This is a genomic window from Bacillus sp. XB1 (genome assembly GCF_053557995.1).
The window spans coordinates 1,980,160-2,003,083 of sequence record NZ_JBNRIL010000001.1; the positions used below are offsets into that span (position 1 = coordinate 1,980,160).

General features: G+C 33.9%; 28 protein-coding genes and 2 pseudogenes. 10 read left to right on the forward strand and 20 right to left on the reverse strand.

Annotated elements, in window-relative coordinates; genetic code table 11:
- Nucleotides 1-8: 8 nt before the first annotated feature.
- Nucleotides 9-836 (reverse strand): protein phosphatase 2C domain-containing protein, encoded by an 828-nt coding sequence (locus ACK1U5_RS10010; RefSeq protein ID WP_001999549.1) that lies wholly within the window; start codon nucleotides 834-836, stop codon nucleotides 9-11.
- A gap of 122 nt (nucleotides 837-958) precedes the next feature.
- Here ACK1U5_RS10010 and ACK1U5_RS10015 point away from each other — a divergent pair, with 122 nt between their 5' ends.
- Genes ACK1U5_RS10015 through ACK1U5_RS10025 form a run of 3 tightly spaced genes read left to right on the forward strand, consistent with a single transcriptional unit; the run spans nucleotide 959 to nucleotide 2,554 of the window.
- The gene (locus ACK1U5_RS10015) at nucleotides 959-1,369 is read left to right on the forward strand and encodes a MarR family winged helix-turn-helix transcriptional regulator (RefSeq protein WP_069604786.1); all 411 of its coding nucleotides are present in this window, start codon (nucleotides 959-961) and stop codon (nucleotides 1,367-1,369) included.
- A complete protein-coding gene (locus ACK1U5_RS10020) occupies nucleotides 1,353-1,682 on the forward strand; it encodes a DUF3147 family protein (RefSeq protein WP_000545640.1) in 330 nt (109 codons plus the stop codon). Before ACK1U5_RS10015 ends, ACK1U5_RS10020 begins: the two co-directional genes overlap by 17 nt.
- Nucleotides 1,643-2,554, forward strand: a complete 912-nt coding sequence (locus ACK1U5_RS10025) for an alpha/beta fold hydrolase (protein WP_113710725.1) — start codon at nucleotides 1,643-1,645, stop codon at nucleotides 2,552-2,554. Before ACK1U5_RS10020 ends, ACK1U5_RS10025 begins: the two co-directional genes overlap by 40 nt.
- Nucleotides 2,555-2,593: 39 nt before the next feature.
- Here ACK1U5_RS10025 and ACK1U5_RS10030 read toward each other — a convergent pair whose 3' ends face one another.
- The 5 genes from ACK1U5_RS10030 to ACK1U5_RS10050 form a co-directional block, all read right to left on the reverse strand.
- Entirely contained in the window at nucleotides 2,594-2,965 is a 372-nt protein-coding gene (locus ACK1U5_RS10030) for a hypothetical protein (protein WP_000461766.1), read from the reverse strand.
- Between the two features lie 89 nt (nucleotides 2,966-3,054).
- On the reverse strand, nucleotides 3,055-3,630 hold the full coding sequence (locus ACK1U5_RS10035; protein ID WP_000208266.1) for a histidine phosphatase family protein: 576 nt from the start codon (nucleotides 3,628-3,630) through the stop codon (nucleotides 3,055-3,057).
- A 116-nt stretch (nucleotides 3,631-3,746) separates the two neighbouring features.
- Nucleotides 3,747-4,838 carry a serine hydrolase gene (locus ACK1U5_RS10040; RefSeq protein WP_001214672.1) on the reverse strand — a complete coding sequence of 364 codons (1,092 nt, stop codon included), beginning with the start codon at nucleotides 4,836-4,838 and terminating at the stop codon, nucleotides 3,747-3,749.
- Nucleotides 4,839-5,015: 177 nt separating this feature from the next.
- Nucleotides 5,016-5,177 carry a hypothetical protein gene (locus tag ACK1U5_RS10045; RefSeq protein WP_000108701.1) on the reverse strand — a complete coding sequence of 54 codons (162 nt, stop codon included), beginning with the start codon at nucleotides 5,175-5,177 and terminating at the stop codon, nucleotides 5,016-5,018.
- Nucleotides 5,178-5,242: 65 nt separating this feature from the next.
- On the reverse strand, nucleotides 5,243-5,359 hold the full coding sequence (locus ACK1U5_RS10050; RefSeq protein ID WP_001987133.1) for a hypothetical protein: 117 nt from the start codon (nucleotides 5,357-5,359) through the stop codon (nucleotides 5,243-5,245).
- 41 nt (nucleotides 5,360-5,400) lie between these two features.
- On the opposite strand from ACK1U5_RS10050, the gene ACK1U5_RS10055 reads away from it, so the two are divergent.
- Nucleotides 5,401-5,823, forward strand: a complete 423-nt coding sequence (locus ACK1U5_RS10055) for a YfmQ family protein (RefSeq protein ID WP_000214592.1) — start codon at nucleotides 5,401-5,403, stop codon at nucleotides 5,821-5,823.
- 53 nt (nucleotides 5,824-5,876) lie between these two features.
- Here the strand turns inward: ACK1U5_RS10055 and ACK1U5_RS10060 are convergent.
- The 5 genes and pseudogenes from ACK1U5_RS10060 to ACK1U5_RS10080 all read right to left on the reverse strand — a co-directional run bounded on the left by ACK1U5_RS10060 (nucleotide 5,877) and on the right by ACK1U5_RS10080 (nucleotide 11,667).
- Nucleotides 5,877-6,710: pseudogene (locus ACK1U5_RS10060) on the reverse strand (hypothetical protein).
- Nucleotides 6,711-6,730: 20 nt separating this feature from the next.
- Entirely contained in the window at nucleotides 6,731-7,993 is a 1,263-nt protein-coding gene (locus ACK1U5_RS10065; RefSeq protein ID WP_069604788.1) for an MBL fold metallo-hydrolase, read from the reverse strand.
- A pseudogene (locus ACK1U5_RS10070) lies at nucleotides 7,990-9,659 on the reverse strand (ABC transporter permease). Before ACK1U5_RS10070 ends, ACK1U5_RS10065 begins: the two are co-directional and overlap by 4 nt.
- A 12-nt stretch (nucleotides 9,660-9,671) precedes the next feature.
- Nucleotides 9,672-10,697 (reverse strand): ABC transporter substrate-binding protein, encoded by a 1,026-nt coding sequence (locus ACK1U5_RS10075; RefSeq protein WP_069604789.1) that lies wholly within the window; start codon nucleotides 10,695-10,697, stop codon nucleotides 9,672-9,674.
- The gene (locus tag ACK1U5_RS10080; RefSeq protein ID WP_044584285.1) at nucleotides 10,675-11,667 is read right to left on the reverse strand and encodes an ABC transporter ATP-binding protein; all 993 of its coding nucleotides are present in this window, start codon (nucleotides 11,665-11,667) and stop codon (nucleotides 10,675-10,677) included. The genes ACK1U5_RS10075 and ACK1U5_RS10080 overlap by 23 nt, the downstream gene beginning before the upstream one ends.
- A gap of 162 nt (nucleotides 11,668-11,829) precedes the next feature.
- On the opposite strand from ACK1U5_RS10080, the gene ACK1U5_RS10085 reads away from it, so the two are divergent.
- Nucleotides 11,830-12,723 (forward strand): LysR family transcriptional regulator, encoded by an 894-nt coding sequence (locus ACK1U5_RS10085; RefSeq protein ID WP_044584284.1) that lies wholly within the window; start codon nucleotides 11,830-11,832, stop codon nucleotides 12,721-12,723.
- Nucleotides 12,724-12,763: 40 nt separating this feature from the next.
- On the opposite strand, the gene ACK1U5_RS10090 is transcribed toward ACK1U5_RS10085, so the two are convergent.
- Nucleotides 12,764-13,288 (reverse strand): DUF4398 domain-containing protein, encoded by a 525-nt coding sequence (locus ACK1U5_RS10090; RefSeq protein WP_000736428.1) that lies wholly within the window; start codon nucleotides 13,286-13,288, stop codon nucleotides 12,764-12,766.
- A gap of 113 nt (nucleotides 13,289-13,401) precedes the next feature.
- Entirely contained in the window at nucleotides 13,402-14,670 is a 1,269-nt protein-coding gene (locus tag ACK1U5_RS10095) for an MFS transporter (protein WP_025967108.1), read from the reverse strand.
- Nucleotides 14,671-14,789: 119 nt separating this feature from the next.
- Here ACK1U5_RS10095 and ACK1U5_RS10100 point away from each other — a divergent pair, with 119 nt between their 5' ends.
- The 5 genes from ACK1U5_RS10100 to ACK1U5_RS10120 all read left to right on the forward strand — a co-directional run bounded on the left by ACK1U5_RS10100 (nucleotide 14,790) and on the right by ACK1U5_RS10120 (nucleotide 17,835).
- Nucleotides 14,790-16,004 (forward strand): helix-turn-helix domain-containing protein, encoded by a 1,215-nt coding sequence (locus tag ACK1U5_RS10100; RefSeq protein WP_044584283.1) that lies wholly within the window; start codon nucleotides 14,790-14,792, stop codon nucleotides 16,002-16,004.
- Nucleotides 16,005-16,070: 66 nt separating this feature from the next.
- Nucleotides 16,071-16,250: an H-type small acid-soluble spore protein gene (locus ACK1U5_RS10105; RefSeq protein WP_001025731.1), complete on the forward strand. Its 180-nt coding sequence runs from the start codon at nucleotides 16,071-16,073 to the stop codon at nucleotides 16,248-16,250.
- A gap of 184 nt (nucleotides 16,251-16,434) precedes the next feature.
- Nucleotides 16,435-16,770 (forward strand): antibiotic biosynthesis monooxygenase family protein, encoded by a 336-nt coding sequence (locus ACK1U5_RS10110; protein ID WP_000157880.1) that lies wholly within the window; start codon nucleotides 16,435-16,437, stop codon nucleotides 16,768-16,770.
- 2 nt (nucleotides 16,771-16,772) lie between these two features.
- Nucleotides 16,773-17,357, forward strand: coding sequence for a dienelactone hydrolase family protein (locus ACK1U5_RS10115; RefSeq protein WP_044584282.1), 585 nt, complete (start codon nucleotides 16,773-16,775; stop codon nucleotides 17,355-17,357).
- A 118-nt stretch (nucleotides 17,358-17,475) separates the two neighbouring features.
- Nucleotides 17,476-17,835, forward strand: a complete 360-nt coding sequence (locus tag ACK1U5_RS10120; RefSeq protein WP_044584281.1) for a hypothetical protein — start codon at nucleotides 17,476-17,478, stop codon at nucleotides 17,833-17,835.
- 25 nt (nucleotides 17,836-17,860) lie between these two features.
- Here the strand turns inward: ACK1U5_RS10120 and ACK1U5_RS10125 are convergent, their stop codons facing one another.
- The 7 genes from ACK1U5_RS10125 to flhF form a co-directional block, all read right to left on the reverse strand.
- Nucleotides 17,861-18,031 (reverse strand): DUF3951 domain-containing protein, encoded by a 171-nt coding sequence (locus ACK1U5_RS10125; protein WP_000602236.1) that lies wholly within the window; start codon nucleotides 18,029-18,031, stop codon nucleotides 17,861-17,863.
- A 62-nt stretch (nucleotides 18,032-18,093) separates the two neighbouring features.
- The gene (locus ACK1U5_RS10130) at nucleotides 18,094-18,405 is read right to left on the reverse strand and encodes an AzlD domain-containing protein (RefSeq protein ID WP_000425938.1); all 312 of its coding nucleotides are present in this window, start codon (nucleotides 18,403-18,405) and stop codon (nucleotides 18,094-18,096) included.
- The gene (locus tag ACK1U5_RS10135) at nucleotides 18,396-19,121 is read right to left on the reverse strand and encodes an AzlC family ABC transporter permease (RefSeq protein WP_000030474.1); all 726 of its coding nucleotides are present in this window, start codon (nucleotides 19,119-19,121) and stop codon (nucleotides 18,396-18,398) included. Before ACK1U5_RS10135 ends, ACK1U5_RS10130 begins: the two co-directional genes overlap by 10 nt.
- Nucleotides 19,114-19,950, reverse strand: a complete 837-nt coding sequence (locus tag ACK1U5_RS10140; RefSeq protein WP_000343362.1) for a TrmB family transcriptional regulator — start codon at nucleotides 19,948-19,950, stop codon at nucleotides 19,114-19,116. The genes ACK1U5_RS10135 and ACK1U5_RS10140 overlap by 8 nt, the downstream gene beginning before the upstream one ends.
- 17 nt (nucleotides 19,951-19,967) lie before the next feature.
- Nucleotides 19,968-20,678, reverse strand: a complete 711-nt coding sequence (locus tag ACK1U5_RS10145) for an alanyl-tRNA editing protein (RefSeq protein WP_000205398.1) — start codon at nucleotides 20,676-20,678, stop codon at nucleotides 19,968-19,970.
- Between the two features lie 117 nt (nucleotides 20,679-20,795).
- Entirely contained in the window at nucleotides 20,796-21,569 is a 774-nt protein-coding gene (locus ACK1U5_RS10150) for a flagellar basal-body rod protein FlgG (protein ID WP_001013934.1), read from the reverse strand.
- Nucleotides 21,570-21,611: 42 nt separating this feature from the next.
- Complete coding sequence (flhF, locus tag ACK1U5_RS10155; RefSeq protein ID WP_000446169.1) at nucleotides 21,612-22,922, reverse strand: flagellar biosynthesis protein FlhF; 1,311 nt, start codon at nucleotides 22,920-22,922, stop codon at nucleotides 21,612-21,614.
- Nucleotides 22,923-22,924 lie beyond the last annotated feature (2 nt).

A 22,924-nucleotide genomic window follows, 5' to 3' on the forward strand; every position in this document is an offset into this window, starting at 1 on the left:
CTTTTATATTAATTAGCACATTGTTTATTATCAGTATCAATAGACCATCCAATAATCGTGGCACAGTCTCTACCTTTCCACTGCAGTACATTTGTTAATACGGGCTCAATCTGCAAGCTATTTCCGTCGTGTAATATTTCTACTAAAGATTGATCATCATCAAACCTTCGTTTGTCACACTCTAAAATACCGTCCGTTGCCATTACAATGTGATTCATTCCTTTTTCTAATCCTCTTACACCTGACGTAAAGCAAGGTGTATTTGCTGCAAAAATATTTTTCCTGCCAATATATTCGTAATTTTTCCGTTTATTTAATCGTCCTTTTCCATTTTTCGTTTTCTCAGAATGGAATAAATACGCGAAACAATCACCAACTGATAACCAATATAAAAATTCGCCTTTTCGTAAACAAATTAAGCAAGCGAGTTCCTCATCATCTTGATCACACTTTTTAATAAATAACTCATCTGTAAATAACGCTAATAAGTACATATGTGTATGATGAAAAGCTAAATGTATTGGATAGGAAAATAACTCTTTTAATTTCTCTTTTCTTTCTGAAATCGCTTCTATTATATAATCAATATTTTTTGTTTTGTGGTGTGTATCAAAAATCATAACAAATTCAAATTGTAATTCAGGGTCCCACCAAGCAAGTACCGCATCTCCTCGTTCATATGCATCACTTTCTTGATTTCCCCCATATACGCCGACTGAAAGAGGACCACATTTTTCAACATGTATTTCATCTACATACATCTGTTCATGACTCATCCATTTGAATGTATTCACAACTATCATCCTCTCTCTTGCTAAATGTATACCTTTACACATAGATTACCTTATATTTCAATAAAAATAAACTTTTTCAACATTTTTTATCCAAATAAAAGGATTTTATTTCTAAAATGACGAATATATCTTACTATACGATATAAAAAAGGGGATTTATTATTATGAACAACATTAATCAACATTGGGAGAGCATTTATTATCACTTACGATACGAATACGAGGACAACCTTTCCCACCAAGCAATTCATATTTTACAAATCGTTTCTCGTGAGAAAGATATAACAATTGGAAAAGTCGCTACTGAGCTTAGTCTTTCTCATAACACAGCATCTGAACATATAAAGCGCCTTATTCAAAAGGGGTTCATCGTTAAAGAGAGAAATAAAAAAGATGAAAGAGTGGTAAACCTTACATTAACAATTGAAGGAATTGAAGTATTAGAAAAACATACTTTACTAGATAAAGAAAAGATAAAAATATTAGAATCACAGTTATCAAAAGAAGAACAACAATTAATTGAAAAAGCATTTTCGTTATTAGCGAAGGAGGCAAAATATGCATTTCCTCGTTAAAGTAATCGTTTCGGCACTTATTATCGGCGTTATCACTGAAGTCGCTAAACACTACAGTACGATAGGTGGCTTTATTGCTGCCCTTCCTCTCGTGAGTTTACTTAGTCTATTTTGGATTTCATTTGAAGGCGGGAATAAACAAGAATTGAGTCAATTTGCTTTAGGGGTATTATATGGATTCCCCGCATCAGCACTACTATTATTTATTGTCTATATTGGTTTAAAAAATTCATTTACACTTAGTACATCTGTCCTACTCGGTATAGGTGTTTGGTGTATCGTTTTTGCTTGTCAAAAATTATTTCAAGCTTAGGAGGAATTAACATTCATAAATTTGTAGAAATAATGGGGCAAAATATAGAAGTACATATAAAAGGAGGTGGTAAACAAACTGTAGTCATTCAAACCGGAATGACTTGCTCATTTTATGATTGGCTTCCTATTATAAAAAAGCTTTCACAGCACTTTACAGTCGTTTCATACCATCGCCCAGGTTACGGGAAAAGTGAGCTAGGAAATCAGCCACGTACAATAAGGCAAGTTACAAAAGAGCTACATATGTTACTAAACAAACTAGCTATTCAAGAGCCATTTATTCTAATCGGTCATTCCTATGGAGGCTTATGTGCACAACATTTTGCGATGTTACATGAAGATAAGCTGCAAGCACTTATTTTAGTTGATTCTACTTCGATGAACTTACACCGTTTAGATGAACTTCATTTACCAATTTCTGATCAAACTGACTCGGATGATATGTGGCTTGAAAAATATAATACATACTCCAAAATGGATGTAGACATGCTTTCTAATAAACTAAAATCTATACTCGCTAACCAATCAAGACAGTACATTGAATTTTCTACCTCTCCTCTGTTATATAAAGCAACAGCTTCCGAACTATGTGAGTGGAAAAATTGTGCCCGCTCAATAAAAGAGCTATATAAAACATTAAAAGTACCGTTAATCGTTATCGGTAGAGACCCTCAATATTCTATTACTCAGTTAACTGAGGGCGGCATGCCGAAAGAGGAGGCCACACGACTAGAAACAATGTGGCAAGAACTGATTCATGAACAATTACAACTCTCCATACATAGCCAATATATACTTGCCGAACATGCTGGTCACGGAATCGAAATTGATCGGCCTGATATTATTATTGAGGCTGTTCAATCTCTATAAATAAAAAAAGGAAGCAACTAAAGTTGCTTCCTTACTTATCTATTCATAATCTTCTTCATCATCGATTTCTTCGTAATACGCATTCCCATTACTTACATAAATAGGGCCATTCGCAACATCAATACGTAATACCCATGCCCATGGCACAGCTAAACGCTTATGTATTGCTCGCCAAAAGCTCATTGATTTTCTTTCGTACTCCTGGAACTCCTGAAGTAACTCTTTATAGGAGGAACCGTCTAACTGAATATTTGCTTCTAGCAAACGAGAATGGGCATAGTACTGCAGCTCTAGTTCAGCAGCAATTTCCATTTCTTCTTCTGTTGCCATACCAATAATTGTTCCATCTGCTGGTGCAATTTCATATACGTTGTGAACTTCAATAAGCCCTTCTTTCTCTTTCTCAAACATGTAAACAGCCTCCTTTAACATATAATTTTTATGTTACAAAGTCATACTTCTACAATAACTTCTCTCTTTCCTCTTTTTTTGATAAACTTTTACAAAATATTTAACCGATGACCTGTTTTCTCTATTCTTTCAGCAGAAATGAAACGATTTTTATCAAAATTTAATTTATACACATCAGGCATATGAAGTGTTTTCCAAAACTCCAAATCATATTTCGAATTAAAGTAATTCATTAGTAATACCATAATATTTCCATGCGTGCCTATTACAATATTCTTACCTTCATATTTTTTTAATATATTTTGTATACATATTACAGCGCGCTTTTGTGCTACAGTATTCGATTCTCCGCCTTCGTATGCAAAACTCCAATCTTTCCACACATTCTGCATAGCATCATTAAAATTTGATACTGGCTCTGTGCTCAATAATCTTTCACGCAAATCTTCTTCAGTTTGTATTGATAATTTATATGTATTCGCAATTCCTTGTACAGTTTGGATTGCTCTTTTGTAAGGACTAGAAATAACAACATCAATATGTTTATCTTTTAATAAATGCGTTACATTTTCTGCATCACAGTGCCCTTTTTCAGATAAAGGTCGTTCCCGTTCTTCTTTTGTATATGTAGAATGGGCATGGCGAACGAAATATATTGTTGTCATTTTTTAACCTCCTTTCTTATTTTCCATCTATATTCAATAATAATATTGGAAAATCCTGTATTACAAAAGAGCACTTTTCATAAGTGCCCCTTTGTTTACATAATAAAATTATTTCATTATAATTTATTTCTGAATTCCTCACTTATGACAATATCTCGAATAAAGTAATCCATATTACTTAAAAGTTTTTCAAATGCTTTTTCACTCAAATTGTTCATCATAAAGACAATCTCAATCTTATTCCCTTTTTTATCAGTACCATAGAAACTATTTGTTAATACAAATGCCGTAGAACCACCTTTCTGTCCAGCAAATTCGAATATACCCTCTCCTACGGTTCCTTTAAATATATTCTCAACCTCACCTTGCATTTGTGGTGTAAAATAATTTCTGCTATTTATCTTTTCCAATAAACTCATGTAATCCTTCGCATTTGCACCTATAAACCGATCTGACCAAATACGCTGAAAATCCATATCGGCTTTTAACGATATCTCGCGTTTTGTCCATTCTTTCTCGTCTTTCATCCATTCATGTATTTGCCATACATGCTTAACATATTCATCATTAGACATATTACGTAGCTTGTCCAATGCTTTATTTTGAGGAATATGCAGTTCTTTTTCAACATAGCCCCTCATATATAATGCCCCTGTATACGTTGGATAAAATTCATCGTGACTATTTAAGCCTAACTCTTTCAAACTTTCATTTATCCGCGCTGCTCCAAGCTTGTCCAATAAATATGATGCATTCGCATTCGAACTATAATGGATCATTCCTTTCACTACTTCTTCTAAAGAAGTTTGACCACCCTTCACTAACTCTTTATCTTTTACATCATCTAGCCATGCAGGGTGTGCACCACCATCAGTATTTTTCACATAGTATTTTTCTAATTCTTTCAATGAAATTTTCTCGTCTTTTCTTATTTTCCCTTCAGCTACTTGCTTAGCATATTCAATTGCTATAACGATTTTCGACATACTTGCTAGCGGTAATTTTTCTTTTTCATTTATTGATGTCAATGTTTCACCATTTCTTTTAACAATTAAAGAAGTTGTTTTATCATCCTTATGTTCTTTTATGTAATTTAGCACATAATTAGAGTCTTCTTTGGAATTGACATATTCCTTCACTGAAAAGAAAGCTATACAGCCTACTATAGTAATTCCAGCTATAATTCCAACAACTTTTAATCCCCTCATGATACTCCCCCTAAAATAAACATATTATATATTATACTAAATAAATTTCCCTTTTTAAGTAATAATTAGATTATTTATACAAAAACACTTCTTTTCTTAAACAACAAAAAAACATGCCTTCATTAGGAAAGCACGTTTTGTGATATTCTTCACATTGTTTAGTTAAAAAATAAATGTTTACTTACCATGATGTAACATTAAATCACTAAGTTCTTCTTCAATGTGATTTAATTTCGCAACGCCTTCTTTCCATTTATGAATATAACGTGAAACCCCAACGAAAAACAAAACAATAATTGTGGAAAGAATAATACCATATACGATTGCTACAGTACTCATAGTTACACTTCCTTATAATTAGTAATATGGTTATTAGTTATATTTTTATTATAAACCTTTTTCTTTTAAAATACTTCGATTTCAACTTTTTGTAACAAAATTGATTTTTCTAACATTTCGTTCGTGAAAATGGCATATTTTTCACAAATTATACAAAACTTCACCATATGTACTATTACCATATGAGTTATATTATTAAATAGAATAAAGGGGATGATATACTATGACGACTTGGTTTATTGTAATGTTAGTTGTATTTGGAGCATTTAAAATTATCGTTTCTAGCCTTCCTAACACTGTTATTGAATCCATTATTAGCAAGTACGAAACACATCCAAAACTTGAAGAAGAGAATGTGACTATTACAATTCACGGAAATAACGTAGAAGGCGAACAGAAATCAAAAATTATTCATGATTTTAACGAAGGTTTATTTTTAGATCGCTATTATGCACCACCACACAATGAGGGTACGCCTTTAATTATCAATGCAAAACGTGGCAAAAAGAATTTTACATTTTATATTTATAGTCACGAGGAGCATGTTGATGTTGTAAAACAATATAAAAAGAAGGTAGTTGCTTATAGTTTACGCTCTAAAAACCTTCAAAATAGTGATATGTTCGTGTCAGCTGACTTAGCTTAATACTCATATATTAGAAAAAGGAATCCAAGAAATATGGATTCCTTTTTTCTCATTTACTGAAAAATAAGCTCTGTCTTCAAACTATCTTTCGGTAACAACCAGCCTTTTTTCTCTAAACTCGCCATTAATAATTCCCTTTGTTTTGTCGCAATACTTTCTTCATTTGTTTTAAATGACACTTCTATTACGAAGTCATCTTCTAATTTTCCGGTATTACTTAATGGCCAAATTTCAATATTTGCTTTTATGTTTTCAAACTCTCCTGTATATCGTTTCATTAATACAGGACCGTAAATACGGGAATTCTTTAACATTTCCTCTCCCCAATTTGTATACAACCATTTGTTCATTTTCCCTGGTAATTTTTCTACTAACATGTTTTGAGCAGCTTGTTCATTTGGTAAATCAAGTATCCCATATCCTTTAGCGCTGTAACTTTTCTTATTTGAAATGCTTAATGTTTTCTTCTCAAATCCCCAATCTATTTCCGCCTCATAACTATCCGTATTACTATCGAATCCTTCTTTTTTAGCTACTTCTAGTGCATCTTGAATTACACCATTTGGAATAGGATATCTTTTTTTATATGTTAATTCAAAATCTTTACTAAATTCTTTCTTTCGAATTCTAGCAAACCAACCTTCCTCGCTTAAACTTTTATTCGCAGTATCTAAAAATTGCACTTGTATTCTTTCATATTTTGTACCAGCCTAGAAATGTTCTAGCACCTCTTGCTTCATCTCTTTGTTATCACCTAATACTTGTTCTGGCTTCAATAATAACTTTACTTCAAAACTAGGTTTCATTGGACTAGCTGCAAACCCTTCCTTAACGTTATAAAGGAAACAACAAAAGAAAATGCTTACGAATACAAATACTTTTTTCATATACCTATCCCCTTTACATTTCAAATGACTTCTATACGTTCCATTGCAAGTGAATATACATTTTCATACCCTGCTGTACTTAGCTTTTGTTGTAATCGATCCGTATCCTCTTTCAAAGCGTGCACTAACACCGTATGTTCTGGTAATAATGTATTTAGCATCTCTTTAACGTCTCTTATACTTTGGTGAACTTTATACGGAACTCTCTTCACCCTACATGTACTCCTTACATGTTCTTTCATAACTTTTTCTGCAAAACTCCCTTTCGCAATATGCCCAGTAAAAATAACGGCATTCCGTTTTTCATTCCGAAGTTGTTCATAGTATAACTGTGCTCGTTTCGTTTGCATATTCGCATCACTCATTACAACTATTCCGTAACTATTTTGCATACTAATGTCATTATCCATCACTATTATGTTTCTTTTTAAACTCTCCATAATCCATTTAAGTTCTTCATTATTTTTTATCCAACCTTTATATATGAACATCTCTTCAAATCCAGCCAAAATTTCTTTATCTACTATAAGCGGAAATTCTTTATATAGTTCATATAAATACAATACTATATCTTGCGCCCTACCAAGTTGTGGCAGCGGTAATAATGCTATTCCTTCATTTTGCATAACTCGTTCAATTTCTGCACATAGATCGTCTAATCTTTCATTTTGCGAAACATCATCTGTGTGATAAGCGGCATCTACAATTGCAACTTTTATATTGTGGCCCAATTTCTCAGGTAAATTAGCTCGTAGTATATTAGACTCTGCTGAATAGTCGCCTGAATAAAATACGTATGTATTACACATATCAACTAAAAACCAAACAGCTCCTAATACATGCCCACTATACCCCCACTGAAACCGCAATGTAGGAGTAATTTGTATCCATTCATTTGGATTACTAATCTCATCAATACATACATAATTTAAATCTTTTATATGTTGGTCGCTATAAGGTAACTTCCACCCTTGCATCACATTATAGTTTCTCCATTTTTCATAATATAACGGCAGTTGCTCCTTCGTATAACGAGTCGTCCAAATTTTTTTCTTATATCCATACTTCGCCAATAAAGGTAAACCCATCGTATGATCTTCATGAATATGTGATAAAAATACCGCATCTAAAAATTGAACAACTTCTCCCTCTATTTTTGGATAACTATTCTCATATGATCGATTAATACCACAATCAAATACTATTTTCGTCTCTTTATTTTTTACAAAATAGCAAGAGCGACCGTATTCTCCTGCTCCTCCCCATACTTCCACTCTCATCATGCTACCCCTTTTCGCTTTTGCTCCATATGTTGCAGCAGTAATAAGCACATTGTTGTAAGTCCAACAGAAACAACGGCCATCGCCATTCCTATAGATACTTCACCCTGTTCAAATTGAGCAAAAATAAACGTTGCTGACGTTTCTACTGATGGAGGTAATACGAGAAGTGATGCTACTAACTCTCTTATTGAAATTGTAAATGTCATCGCCCATCCGGCAAGAATGCCTGGGATAATAAGAGGCAATATTATTTTTCTAAAAATATAAATATAATTTCCCGAAAAAATACTTCCTGCCTGCACGAGAGAATCATCAATTTGTCCGAGTGATGATTTTACATATTGCACCGTGTAAGGTAAAAACAGAACAACATACGTTACGATAACCATGATTGGTGTATTATAAATTGACATAGGCATATATGGTGAATTCCAAAATAGAATAAGACCTACAACCATAACGATTCCTGGTACCATATTCGGTAACATACCGCACATATCAAGCCATTTTTCAGAGGTTTTTTCCCCTTTCGAATCATAAGTGCCAAAAAGACTCCAATCATTACCGCAATAATCGCTGTTACGAGTGAAAAAAGAAAACTATTCCATAAAGCCTCTAATCCCGGAGACCCCATTGTAAACAATGCCTCATAATGACTTGTTGTAAAGTTATTTACATGTAAACCGCCGCCTCTTAATTTTGAAAAAGAAGCAATAAGTATAGAAAAGTATGGAATTCCAATCGATACGATTAATAAACCAATTACATACATCCATGCTACAACGCGCGTAAATATAGACAAAGTATATCTTTTAGATTTCACACCTTTTCCACTAACCATTGCATATGAATACTTTCGATTCAATACATTTTGCATATACCAAATGAGCACACAAGCACTAAGTAATAAAGAAGATAATGCTGTTGCACTACTGAAATCAATTGGCCAACTCGAAATAAATTTATGAATTTCTGATGTTAACACGTGGAATCCTATTCTACGTCCGAATGTAGCCGGTGTTCCAAATTCAGCAATCGTCTTTACGAAAATGAGTAAAGCACCCATTACATAACTTGATACTAATAACGGCAATATTATTTTTCTTAAGCGATAGAAAAAACTTCCGCCATGAACTGCTGCAGCTTCTTCTTTACTACTCCCAATCTGAAGCAACGTGTTTTTCAGCATGAAATAAAGGAATGGGAATAAATGCAGACTCATAATTAATACCATACCTCCTAAACTAAAAAACGATGATGAAACTGTCTTTAACATCGGGAAAAATTGTTCAAAATAGCCGTTAGGTTGCATGAACAAAATCCAGCCCATCGATCCAATATACGGCGGTGTCATAAATGGAATCATAAAAACAATATCTAACTTACTATACTTTCCTACATCTGTTTTGCTCATAATAAATGCCAATGGAAATGCAAATATTGTAGCACCTATTACAACGAGTGCACCTAGAAGCATCGAATTTAGAAAAATCCCAGCTAATCCACCACTCTGCATCACTTCAAAAGGCTTTAAAAAATTCCAACTGCTATTTTCATATACACTAGAAAATAAAATAAGAAAAAGTGGAATGACGATTAACATCGCCACAAGTAATAACGCTACCGTCATTCCAACTTGTCTTACTGATACGAATCGATTTACCATGGAATCACCATCTTATTGAAATACTTTCTTAAATTGTTTTCCTATTTCATCTTGCTCTTTCTCAACTGTTTTCCAATCAATATTTAATACTGGAATCTCTTCTATATTTGGTCTATTTTCAGCTTTTATATCTGTTCTACCAGGCAATAAATACGCTTTAGAAACTTGTTTTTGTACATCATCGGATAATAAATAATCAATAAACTCTTTTGCACCTTCAACATTTTTACTATCCTTCATAATCCCCGCTGCACGTGGGCTAATAACTGTTCCGCTTTTTGGATATACAATATCAACAGGTTCACCCTTTGCTTTTGCGCTATACGTCATATAATCAACACCCGCAATGACCATATCTTTCGCACCTGTTACAACTGGGTCTAACGCTTCCTGGTTTGCTCCTGCTACTGTAACTTCATTTTTCTTAAGCTGCTCAAATAAATTCCATCCATCTTGTCCATTCTTTTTCACGTATCCTGTTACAAAGTCTAAAGCTGAACCTGAAAGTGCTGGATCTGGAAGATTCACTTTCCCTTTCCATTCTCCTTTCGTTATATCGCTCCAATCTTCAGGCGCCGTCTTCACATTTTTTGTATTGTACACAATCCCTAATGCTGAAGCACTATACCCGAAATAATGGCCTTTATCATCTGACCATTCAGAACGCAGCTTATCAGCTTGTTTCGCCTCTTTATAAGCTAACGTTTGACCCTCTTTCTTTAATCCTTCCATCGCTGGTAAGGAAGCGAGTACGACAACGTCAACGACTGGATTTTTCTTTTCAGCTTCCATTCTCGCTAAAATTTTACCAGTTGTCCCTTGAAACATTTCCACCTTTATACCAGTTTTCTCTTCAAAGTCTTTTTGAATTTTTTCTGCTAACCCTTTTGGCCCTGCACTATATACAACAATTTTCTTTTCATTCATATTTTTACTTTTTGCATCTGCATTACCTGTCTTTGAACTACAACCTGTTACTACAGTAGAAAATAGTAAAGTACATACAAATAAAGACTTAAGCGAACTGAATTTCTTCATACGATTCTCCCCCTATATGATGAATACATTTTTTGGGTACATATAACGATACTGGTTTCCCGATGCTTAGCTTACTATTGTGATAGGCTGTCCAGATGCCTAAAGTCCCCATATTTACTTTCACTTCATAACGCTCTCCTACGTATGTAACGTGCTGAATTTCACCTGTATACATTTCGCACACATCATTTTTTGTCCAACTCACATGCTCTGGACGAATCATTTTTTCACCCTCTACAAGCCAATTCGCCTTACCAACAAATTTGGCAACAAATTCATGAGACGGTTTCACATAAATATCTTCCGGTGTTCCTTTTTGTAATACTTCTCCTTGTTTCATGACAATAATTTGGTCTGACATTGACATTGCTTCTGTTTGATCGTGAGTGACATACAGTGCAGTTAAACCAATGGAATGAACGATATCCATAAGCTCTATTCTCATTTCTTCTCGCAAAATTGCATCGAGTGCACTTAGCGGTTCATCAAACAAAATAAAATGAGGTTTTGTTACAATTGCTCTAGCGAATGCGACACGTTGTTGCTGTCCACCAGAAAGTTCGTGTGGATACCTTTTCTCCATACCTTGCAGGCGAACTCGCTTTATCGCATCCCCTACTTTTTCTCGTAAATGATTCGTTTGCTTTGTAGCTCTTAAACCAAATGCAACATTTTCAAAAACAGTCATGTGCGGCCATAAAGCAAAATCTTGAAATACCATACCGATATTCCGTTCATGAGGAGATGTCTTTATCTTTTTTGTAGCAGAATACATGCATTGGTCTCCAAAACATATTTCTCCCTTATCCGGTTCTTCAAGTCCTGCTATCATTCTAAGTAAAGTCGTTTTCCCACATCCCGAAGGTCCTAAAAGTGTAGTGAATTCCCCTTTTTTCATTACAATCTGCAACGGCTTTAACGCTTGTGTTTTTCCAAATGTTTTTTCTAATCCATTAATTTTAATATCCATCGTCTCACCTCTCTCCCCTCATTCTTAACCTGCTTTCATTCTATATGGAAGATTTATACTGAATGTTAATGCACTGTAAAGATTAAATTAAAAAACTTCTAATAAACTATTTATTTCTATAGATTTTTTCTATAGTTAAAATAAAAAAGGCGGCAATTCATAATGAATCTCTTAAAATTAGAAATTGTAGTACTTATTAAGAAATACAAAAAGCTTACAATCGTTGCAGAAAAACTTGGCGTTAAACAACCAACTATTACTTTTCATATAAAAAGCTTAGAAGAAGAACTCGGTGTGTCTTTATTCGAATTACGTTCTGGAAGGTATTTCTTAACAGAGGCTGGTGAGGCTTTGCACCATTATGCTTGTAAAATAGATGCACTTATGAAAGAAGCTAGACGTGTCACGCAAGAGTTTAAAGATTTTCATAAAGGTGCTATAACAATTGGCGCTAGTTATGTACCAGCGACTTATCTTTTGCCAGCAGTCGTTCATCAATTTCAATGTGAATTTCCCAATATAAAAATAACGCTACTAGTGAAAACAGCCCCTGAAATTCGAATGATACTACAAAATCACGAAATCGATCTTGGGATAATTTCCGCTGCTCCATTTGATGAACCACTTTTAAAACAAACGAATATAATGCCCGATACACTTGTTCTTGCTTTTTCCAAAGAACATCATTTTTCAAAGAAAGACAATGTATCGTTACAAAATATAGAAAAGGAACGCATACTATTGCATCGTAACCCATCTACAACGAGAGATTTACTTACACAATGGACGTTAGCGCACAACATTACATTCCAATCAGAAATTGAATTAGATTCATTAGAAACGATGAAACAAATTTTAAAATATGGTAATGGAATTGCCTTGATTTCTAAACTTGCTATCGAACAAGAAATACAACGAAATGAGCTATGCTATATACCAATCCCTGAATTTGAATTTCAGCGTAATATTTATACGATTCATCATGAGGACAGATGGAATTCTAAAATCATTTCTTTTTTATTACAGAGCATCACTTCATTTGCAACAAAAAATTAAAAGGCTGTCGTTATGCACGACAGCCTTTTAAACTATAAATCTATTTATTTTTCTTTGCCTCAATTTTCGCTTGCGCCTCTTCAGCCTTATCTAATGCTTCTGATACTTTCTTCTCTTTTTCTTTCACTTCATCTATACTATCGACAGCTTTAATAATTTTATCGATTCCTTCTTCTTCTACCTTTCTACGCTTTGCCACTCTTTCATTTACTTTCTCTTCCACATCTTTTGCTTTTTGAAGCATATTCTCTGCATTTGATGTTACAGCTTTTTCAAGTGCATCGTCTTTTTTCATTTGTAACACTTCATTTGCAATGTCTTTCGCTTCTAAATACTTACCGTCTTTTAATGCTGTTGCTCCGTGATCCATTTTCTCGGCCATTTCTTTATATGATTTCGCTTCATTCCCGGATTTCTCTTTTTCTGCTTTTTCAAACCACATTGTTGCATCACTATATTTTTCATCTTTCAATGATTGCATACCTGTTTCAATATATGTGTCATAATTGCTACATCCAGCCATTACGACTAATAGAAAAAGCATAACAAAACTTAATTTTTTCATGCTGTTGTCTCCTTTTCTTTGCAAGCTCACTTTACTTTAACATACATGAAAAAGAGTTTCAAAAACTAAAATACTAATTTAGTCATTTTTATTTTATTAAGTCACATTTCCTTTTAGACAGACACATCCACTTGCTTTTTCATTACATGCTTCTTTACTCCTACTAATACAACTAACAATAAACCTACGCCTAATGTCATCATAACAATGCTAGTTGGCAACATATCTAATAGTAGTCCATATACAATCATACCAAGTGGTGCGATTGCAGTCGCAATTGTTTCAAGTAGGCCAAACACACGCCCTAGGTAGTTCGGATCTGTCGTTTTTTGCATATGTACTTGCATTGGAATGTTTACAATCATAATTGCTATACCAGTTAACATCATAAAAGCAATATAGTAAATAAAACTTGCTACTTTTGGAATGATAACTAACAACGGAAAGACTGTACATAAACTTAAACCTGCAAACAAAAACAGTCCAGTATAAATTGAACGAAACGGATTATTCACTTCTTTACGCACCGATAAAGCAATCGCACCAATTAACATCCCGACTGCTAACATTCCCTCTACAGTACCAAGTTGCTTTGAAGATAAATGTAATGTATGTACGATAATGTATGGAAGTGCAACGGTTAGACCACACGCAAAAAAGTTTACCCACAATGCTATTTTCATTAAACCATATATTTCATGTTTTCGTTTTATATATGAAAAACCTTCTTTTATACTCGTCAAGAAATGCTCTTTACTCTCAGCCACTTCTTTTTTATATAAATCAAATACAATAAATAATTGCAAAATAACCGCTAAAAAGAATGTAATGCTATTCAACAAAAAGAACGACTGAATTGAAAAGAAACCAAATACAACTCCGCCAATAATCGGCCCTAAAATATTTGATAAAGAAGCCGCCGTTTGATTTAAAGCACTCGCTTTTTGAATACGTCCTTCATCTACTAAACTCGGAATAGACGAAGTTAATGCAACGGAATAAAAACTTGCACAAATTGATAATAATGCTGCTGAAATATAAATAAAAAGAAGTGATGGTCCAAATATAGTAGCAAGAATAAACATACTAAGCATCGTTAAACTACTTAATAAATCAGTACCAATGACAAGCCATTTTCGATTGACGCGATCTGCTACAGCACCAGCAATTGGACCACAGATCATCCTTGGAAGTGATCCGCAAACGAGCGTAGTTGCAAACCCCATCCCTGAACCAGTAGTCTTTAATACGTATAACCCCATTGCGAACGTATAAATACCTGCGCCTAATAAAGACGTCATTTTTCCAATCATCATTAAAATGATGTTTCTCGTTGCAATCTTCATTCTTGAATCATGTTGTCCTATACTTATATCTCCCATTTTTGACTCTCTCCCCTTAAAAGTTAAATTGTGTTAAACTTATTATATAATCAATTTTCCGATTTCCACAACATAAAGTTAAATATAATTTAACTTTTTAAATATAAAGGAGCAATAATATGGCAACTCTCGGCGAAAAAATTAAAACATTAAGAAAAGAAAAAAATCTTACACAAACAGAGCTGGTAGGTTCGGAACTGACAAAAAGTATGCTTAGTCAAATTGAAAATGGAAAAGCTACACCTTCTATGAAAACATTACAATATATTGCTGAAAAACTTGAATGTGAAATGAGCTTTTTATTAGAAGAAGATGAAGGAGAAATTGTAGAACTCATTCAAAAAATGGAGCCATTAATAAAAGCAAATAAATGCGATGAAGTATACAAGACTTTACTACCTATCGTTCAAACAGAGCTACCTTCTACTTTAAATACAGCTCGCTTATATAAACAGTTCCTAACAGGAGCAGTTATTATGAACGATTATCATATTGAATATTACGTTGAAACTGCTGTTTCTATATTTGAAAAATATACTTTATATCGAGAAAGCACTGAAACGAAACTACTGTTTTACTATATGCTCTTCAAACGTAAAAAATATAAAGAATGTTTACAGATGATTGCTACAATTCGTGATGAATATAAAGCAAAGAATTTAGAAATGGATCTGATTACACATATACAACTATACTTAAAAGAAGCCATTATTTTACTCGCATACGGCAATTATGAAAAATGTGAAAAAGTCATTTTAGATGCACTTGCATTTTCAAAAAAGCATCAAGTGTATTATAAAACAGATGAATTTTACCGGATTTTATCTTACCAAAAAGTCATTACAGCTGATAAAGAACAATATTTATATTACATAAAAAAATCTGAGCAATTTGCCATTTTTACAGAAGATATTCTATCCATCGCAATTATTGATATTTTAAAAGCATACTATTACAACACAATTACTAATGAATATACAATCGCATTAAAACATCTAGAACAATTTCGAGAAAAACTAAAAGATGAACCAATCTTTCAAGACGATGGATTATATTATCTTGAAAAAGGAAAATCTTTGTATGGCTTAAAACGTTATAAGGAAGCTTTGGCAATATTAAAACACGCTACCATACCAGATTATATGAGTCATCCACTTGATCAATCGTGGGTATTAACAGCTGGGTCTTATCGTGCCCTTTGCTATATAGAACTTCAAGATAAAAAATCTGCCTTAAAAGAGGCAAAAGAAGCCGTTCAAGCAATAGATAGCTATCCTGATTCCATCTTCACTTCATTTATTAAAGAAATATTACAAATAATACAAAAACTTTAAGAATGTCTCTAAATGGTATATTATTCCTCTTTTTTAGCAAAGATAATAATGATGGGAGGAATATAAATGAATATACAACGTGCAATAGAGCTTTCTATGTCAGCAGAACAAGCCAATGTCAATTTTCAAGGCATGCCTGTTATGATTCAACACGTCGATGAAAGCAATGAAACCGCCCGCATATATGAAGTAAAAAACCCAGGACGCGAATTAACTGTTCCAGTTAATAGCTTAGAGGAAATATAAGAAATGCCACTTCTCTTTTGAAGTGGCATTTTTCTTCTTTCAGATTACTTATTATAAAGTTCTTCAATCCTTTATTTTACATGAGCTAAAAAAATAAGAATTTTCTACTTCTTTTCTTTTTGTGACCTGCTAAAATACAAACTATGGATTAATTATTTGTACTATACATTAAGGGGGAAAAATAATGGCATCTAATTTAGAAAAAAACAAGCCTTATTATGCAGTTATATTCACTTCTAATTTATCAAATAATACAACTGACTATAATACCGTTGCCGAAGAAATGGAGAAACTTGCAAAGCAACAATCTGGATTTTTAGGTGTAGAAAGTGCACGAGGTAATTCTGGACTCGGAATAACAATTTCTTATTGGGAATCACTTGATGCGATTGAAAATTGGAAGAAGAACACCTTACATAAAGAAGCGAAAAAAAGAGGTCGTGAGCAATGGTATGAAAACTTCCATCTGCGTATTTGCCTTGTTGAGAAAGAATTTAAGTTTCATAGAGGTAATTTATAACTATGAAGGAAAAATTAGCTCTCGTTATTGTTCATGAAATATATGGTGTGAACGACCATATGCATCACGTTACCCAGCACTTTACTTCATCTCATATAGATGTATTCTGTCCTAATCTTCTACAATCACAACACGCATTTCATTATCGTGATGAAGAAAAAGCATATGAACATTTTGTAAATCATATTGGATTTGATGATGGAAAAAAGCAAATTGAAGAATTCATTTCCCATCTTTCTAGTAGTTATACACATATTGGACTTATCGGCTTTAGTGTTGGAGCTACCATCTCATGGCTATGTAGTAACAATCCGAAAATAGATTTTATTATCGGATGTTACGGTTCTCGTATACGCGACTATGTTCACATAAAGCCTACATGCTCTACATTACTTATATTCCCTGAAAAAGAGGCTAGTTTTTCAGTATCCTCTTTAATTCACACATTGCAGCAACAAAAGAATCCTTTATTAGAAATAAAACAACTACACGGTGAACATGGATTTCTAAATCCGTACACTGAAAAATATAACGGGCACTCTACAAAACAAGCATACAATTTAATAGATTCATTTCTTGTAAAGTGAAACTTCAATCAGTGGGGGGGGTTCATCCCCCACCTAATCTCTTTTCTTACGTTGAGTTTTAAGGTGTGGGTCTTACTGCCCATACGTGATAAAAACAATCTTATACAGGAGACTCAAAATGACGCTGACATTACTCTTACTTGTTTTCATACTCATTGCCTTTATCTCAGCGCTAACTATCATTTTTATAACCGTAAAAAAAGGAGGATTTTTCAACCGCCCCTACTTACAATCTATTATCGTTTGCCTTTTATTTTTTACTAATTGGATCTTATATGTAATAACTTTTTATTCGTTACTTCCCGAGAAAATTAGTGAGTTCCTATTCCTACCCATTTGGTTTTTCCTTTGTATTTTAGGTTTTATAACTTTCTGGCGTGAATGGGGAAATAATCGTGTATTCTCCATATGTATCGGTTTTCTTTCCTTGACTAGTTTTTTATTTGGATTATTGTTGTTAGTTCTTTCCGGGATGTAATAGAAGAAGGAAGAAAAGCTAACGTTCAACTTTTCTTCCTTCTATGTTTACCTTTAGTTTTCACTGTCACTGATTCACAAGGTGTATAATATATTTGAGGTGTCGCCTTATCAACAAACATCATAAACGTAATAAAGCCGATAATAAAGAAAATAAATAACGTTAACAAAATTGCTCCTATCGTTAAAAGTATCATAACACCACCCCTATATTTTTCATGTTATTACACTTTTCGCTATGATATGAGTGTAATCCTTTTTAGAAAAGGAAACGTAACAAAATAATCACAATCACTCCCGTTAATACTGTACCTAATAAACTACGAGTATATATCGCTACAAGAAATGTTGGAATTGCTGCAATAAGATAATCCCACTGCATCGTTTCATGCATAAATAAAACTTGTGCTAAAAGCGCTGCTAATATCGCAATTGGTATGTAATTTAACCATTTTAAACCCCAGTCAGGAATTTGTAGTTTGCTAAATACGAGTAGAGGTAAAATACGTGGCACGATTGTAACAGCTCCTGCTGCTAGTAAAAGTAATAATACATCTAATCTCATTTCCATTTTTCAATCAACACTCCAATCGTCGCAGCTAGTAAGGTTGCGATAATAACCGCTATACTATCTGGCATAAATAGGTGTGAAACGTATGCGATAATAATTGCTACAATTGCAACACTTAAATGAATTGCTAGTTTCGGTTTACTACTTATGAGCTGAAGTACAAATAATCCGATAAACATTGCTGGTAATGCATAATCCATCCCGTATGTATGTGGATCTGGTATCCACTCACCAAATAGCCCGCCGATAATAGTAGCAAGAATCCAGTTTAAATAAGCCGTTACATTTAGCCCAATCATCCATCTTTCGCCTAAATATCCTTTTTGCGCTGCATGCTGCACTGCAACACCGAACGTTTCATCTGTAATTTGAGAACCGATTAGTAAGTTTTTAAATAGAGGCAGTTTCATAAAGTATGGTGCAAGTGCAGCACTCATAAGAAGGTGGCGCAAGTTAACAAAAAATACAGTAAAAATAATTGCGGAAGCAGGAGCACCGGCTGCATACATACCAGCTAATATAAATTGGGCAGAACCTGCATAAATTAAAGTGGACATAAACGCAATTTCAATGATGGAGAAACCAGCTGTTTTTGCAATTACACCAGCTGCTATACCGATGCTCAAGTAACCAAATACAGTTGGTAAACAATCTTTTACTCCTTGCTGAAATGTATCGTCACTCTGCAAAGCTACATGTGCCTGAGCTTTACTCATCTCTATCATCCTCCATTCCTTCTAAAGTTCGTTTTCCTGTTACGACATGAACTAAATCTATATTTTCACGCCATAACGTATCTAACTTATCAGCTCCAAATTCCTTTGTGATTTCTTCAACCATAATATCGTGCCGCACATACTCTGTAGCAACGAGAACTAGCGCTGGGTCATACGTTGTAACGGCCCATGAAGTGCTATCATTTGAGAAGTTCGCAATTAATACTTCCTCTCCATCACGAGCAATAACAGTTAAATGACCACCCATTCTCTTTTCAACAACGTGGGGCGTCATATAATTATGATGAAACGTCGCTCCTATTTTTGTTTCTGGAGCTCCAAATAAGATTGAAAATATATGTACGCCTTCCTCTTCCTTTTGATGAATGTATGGTTCAATTTCATGCACTTGTTCTTCCCATACAGAAACCCATAACTCTTCCTTAGCTCTACTAATTATATTGCATATTTCTTTCAAAACACGATCATTTGAACGAATATGCGAAATTACATCTATTTGTCGCTCTTGTTCTAAACAATTTAATTTCTCATCTAAAAATTCAAAGGACTTTTCAAAGTCTTTTCGCATTCGATTCATTAATTCGGTAGCTGGTACTGGTACATATTTAACTGGTTCAGAAGGTACAATATGCACCGCTCCTTTATCCATTAACTTACCGAGTACCTCGTAAATCATAGAACGAGGTACTCCTGTTTGTTTACTTACTTCATAGCCTGTTACTGGGGAATGTTTTAGTAGTCCAATATACGCTTTACATTCATACTGAGAAAATCCTAACTTTTGTAATTCCTTTATAATTTCATCCATCGGTAACCCCTCACAATCTAAATCGCTCTTACTTCAAAACGACGATTTTGCTTCCCTTTACTTTTTACTTTATCAATAACAAGTGTTCCTATTTCACTCGTATTTTTCACATGTGTGCCTCCACAAGCTTGTTCGTCTAAATTTTCAATTGTAACAATGCGGATTTCTTGGATAGTAGTTGGCAGGAGATTTATTGCTGTTTTAATCATTCCTACAGCATTTTCTGCTTCTTCGCGGCTCATATAACGAGTGGAAATTTCTTTATTTTGCTTAATAAGTTTATTCACTTCCTCAACAATTTCTTCTACTTCCACGCTCGATAACTCTTGTAACTCATTAAAGTCGATACGTGCTTTATCAGGATAAATTTGATTTCCGGTGCATAGAGCTCCATACTTTTCATAAACAACAGCTCCGATAAGATGCAGTAAAGAGTGATGACGCATTAAATTATGACGTCTTTCCCAATTTATCTCTAATTTAACTGGACCTAACTTTACTTGAGCTTCATCTTTTATATAGTGAACTATTTCTCCTTGCTCCTTCTTTACTTTTTCAACTTCAAATACAGACCCATCTTGTACAATGACACCCGTATCACATTCCTGTCCTCCACCAGTTGGATAAAAAACTGTTTCTTTTACAAATACTTTATTCCCTTCTACTCTTATCACTTCTGTTTCGCAACTCGTTTTGTATGCATCTTCTAAATATAATGCCGTTGTCATACTCTCACCTCTTTAGTAGTTATAGTTATACCTACTAATATAAAAAAGAAACTCCGTGAAGTCAATTGATAATTCTGAAATTTAAAATTAATAAAAGACTCCTTTATTCGGAGTCCACTATCTCAATATTTCATTCGCTTCTTTTTCATAAATTTTATCAAATGACGTCATAACGCGCTGTGATGCTTGAATCATCTTTTGATCTGTCATAAGATCTGCCATCTCTTTCGTCATATCTACATTTGAATTTTCTAGCATATGATTTTTTACTATTCCTGTTCCGTTCGGTAAATTAGCAATGTTTCCTTCTGCTAGTGTAAAGCTTTTGTTCTCTCTTTGCACAAGACGAGCATTCGTTTCGGCATCTACTGTTTTTGTTTGCAAACGAGCAATATTATTTTGTGTTACCTCATCATATAATGTACCATCTGCTTGTACAGCAACCTTTGCTCCTTCTGGAATACGAATACGCTCATTATTCTCTCCCATTACGAAAGCACCTGAAGATGTTTGTAAATATCGATCACTATTTAATGTGAAACTACCATCTCTCGTTAAAAACGTTTCATCATTTTTAGAAGTAACAAAAAATGATGTTGTGCCGGCCGCGCCGTCATCTAAAAAGAAATCTGTAGCGCTATTTGTCATTTGTATATTTCCTTGTACTAAATTCACATGCGTTGCAGCTGGTACTACAGCGTAATCAACCGAACCGATATTTGTTACCGCCCCATCTCCGCGGCGATATGTGTCTTGTACATCAAATACTTTAGACGTCATATTTTCTGCTTTAAATCCTGTCGTTTGAGCATTTGCAACGTTATTCGAATGAACATTAATGCGCTGCATGTAATTCATCATGCCCATAGAACCTATATAAAGACCGTTCATATTCGTTTGAATAAGGCAAGCGCCTTATTCTTCACCTCTTTTCTACGATGTTTGTAACATTTGTTTTGCTAAATGTTCAGCTGTAGCGATATGTATATTTTTCTTTATGTCTTGGCCATCTGTCATTAATACAATAGGAGCTGATGATACTGCTGGAATTTTCAACAATTCGCCACTACTTGCTGTTTCATCAAATTTCGTAAACACAATACCATCTATATGAATATCTTTAAAGTTTGTAATAATTTCAATCATATCTTTACTTTTCATTGAAGCTGATAACGTTAAACAAATATAATCTGGTTCTACTTGTCCCATCGTTTCAATCATTTCTTCCACTGTTTCTGACGTACGATAATTTTTCCCTGCTGTATCAATTAAAATATAATCGACGCGTGCTTCTTCTTTAAAATACGTAAGCGCTCTTGTCATTGCAGCTTCATCACGCACAGCAATTACTTCAGATCCAATTGTCTTTACGTTATCTTGCAATTGCTGCACTGTCCCTATGCGCGAATGATCGGTCGTTATAAAACCAACTGTTTTTTTCTTACCGTGAAATTGCCATGCCATTTTCGCAAGTGTCGTCGTTTTACCAACGCCAGTTGGACCTATTAATGCAATTGTTTGTACTTCTTTTTCAAAGACGTTTTCCGTATTAAAATGAGATTTCATATCTTCCAATATGTACCTGATAACTTCTTCTTCCGTAATCATCGTTGCATTTTCAAACTTTATTTTTAACTTTTCAGCATATGCATGAATGAAATATTGTTCCACATCGTTTTGTTCTAGCATCCGAATTACTTTTTGAATAATAAACGGTACAGATTCTTGATTTTCTTTCTTTGGAGCTACTTCTTCTTTCTTTACTGGAACGACTTGTTTCACAACTTTTTTCTTTTTCGTTACTTCCGTTTCTTTCATCGGTTTCACAACGACGATTCCTTTTTCAAACAGCTTTAATAGTTTCTCTTTTTTTCTTGCCCATTCTTCACTATTTCCTGTTTGCATCGCCGCGTATGACATAGAAGTCGTTACGTTTTCTAAATTGTGCAGTACTGATTGAATTCCATTCGCCTTCACAATTTGTTCTGAAGGATCATTCACAACATCCATTAATTGTTCATGAAATTGAGCTGTACCTTCATTCACTTCTTCCTGTTTTTCTTCTGGAAATGCAACTAACATTTCATAATCCTTTTTCCAAAAAAACGGTATATTTCGTTTTACACTTTCATCGACAACGTAATAATAATCTGTACCATATTGGTCAAATAACTTTCGATACAATTCATTTTTCGAAGCTGCTTTTATTCGCATTAACGCTTCTTTCTTTTCTGTACTTTCCATTA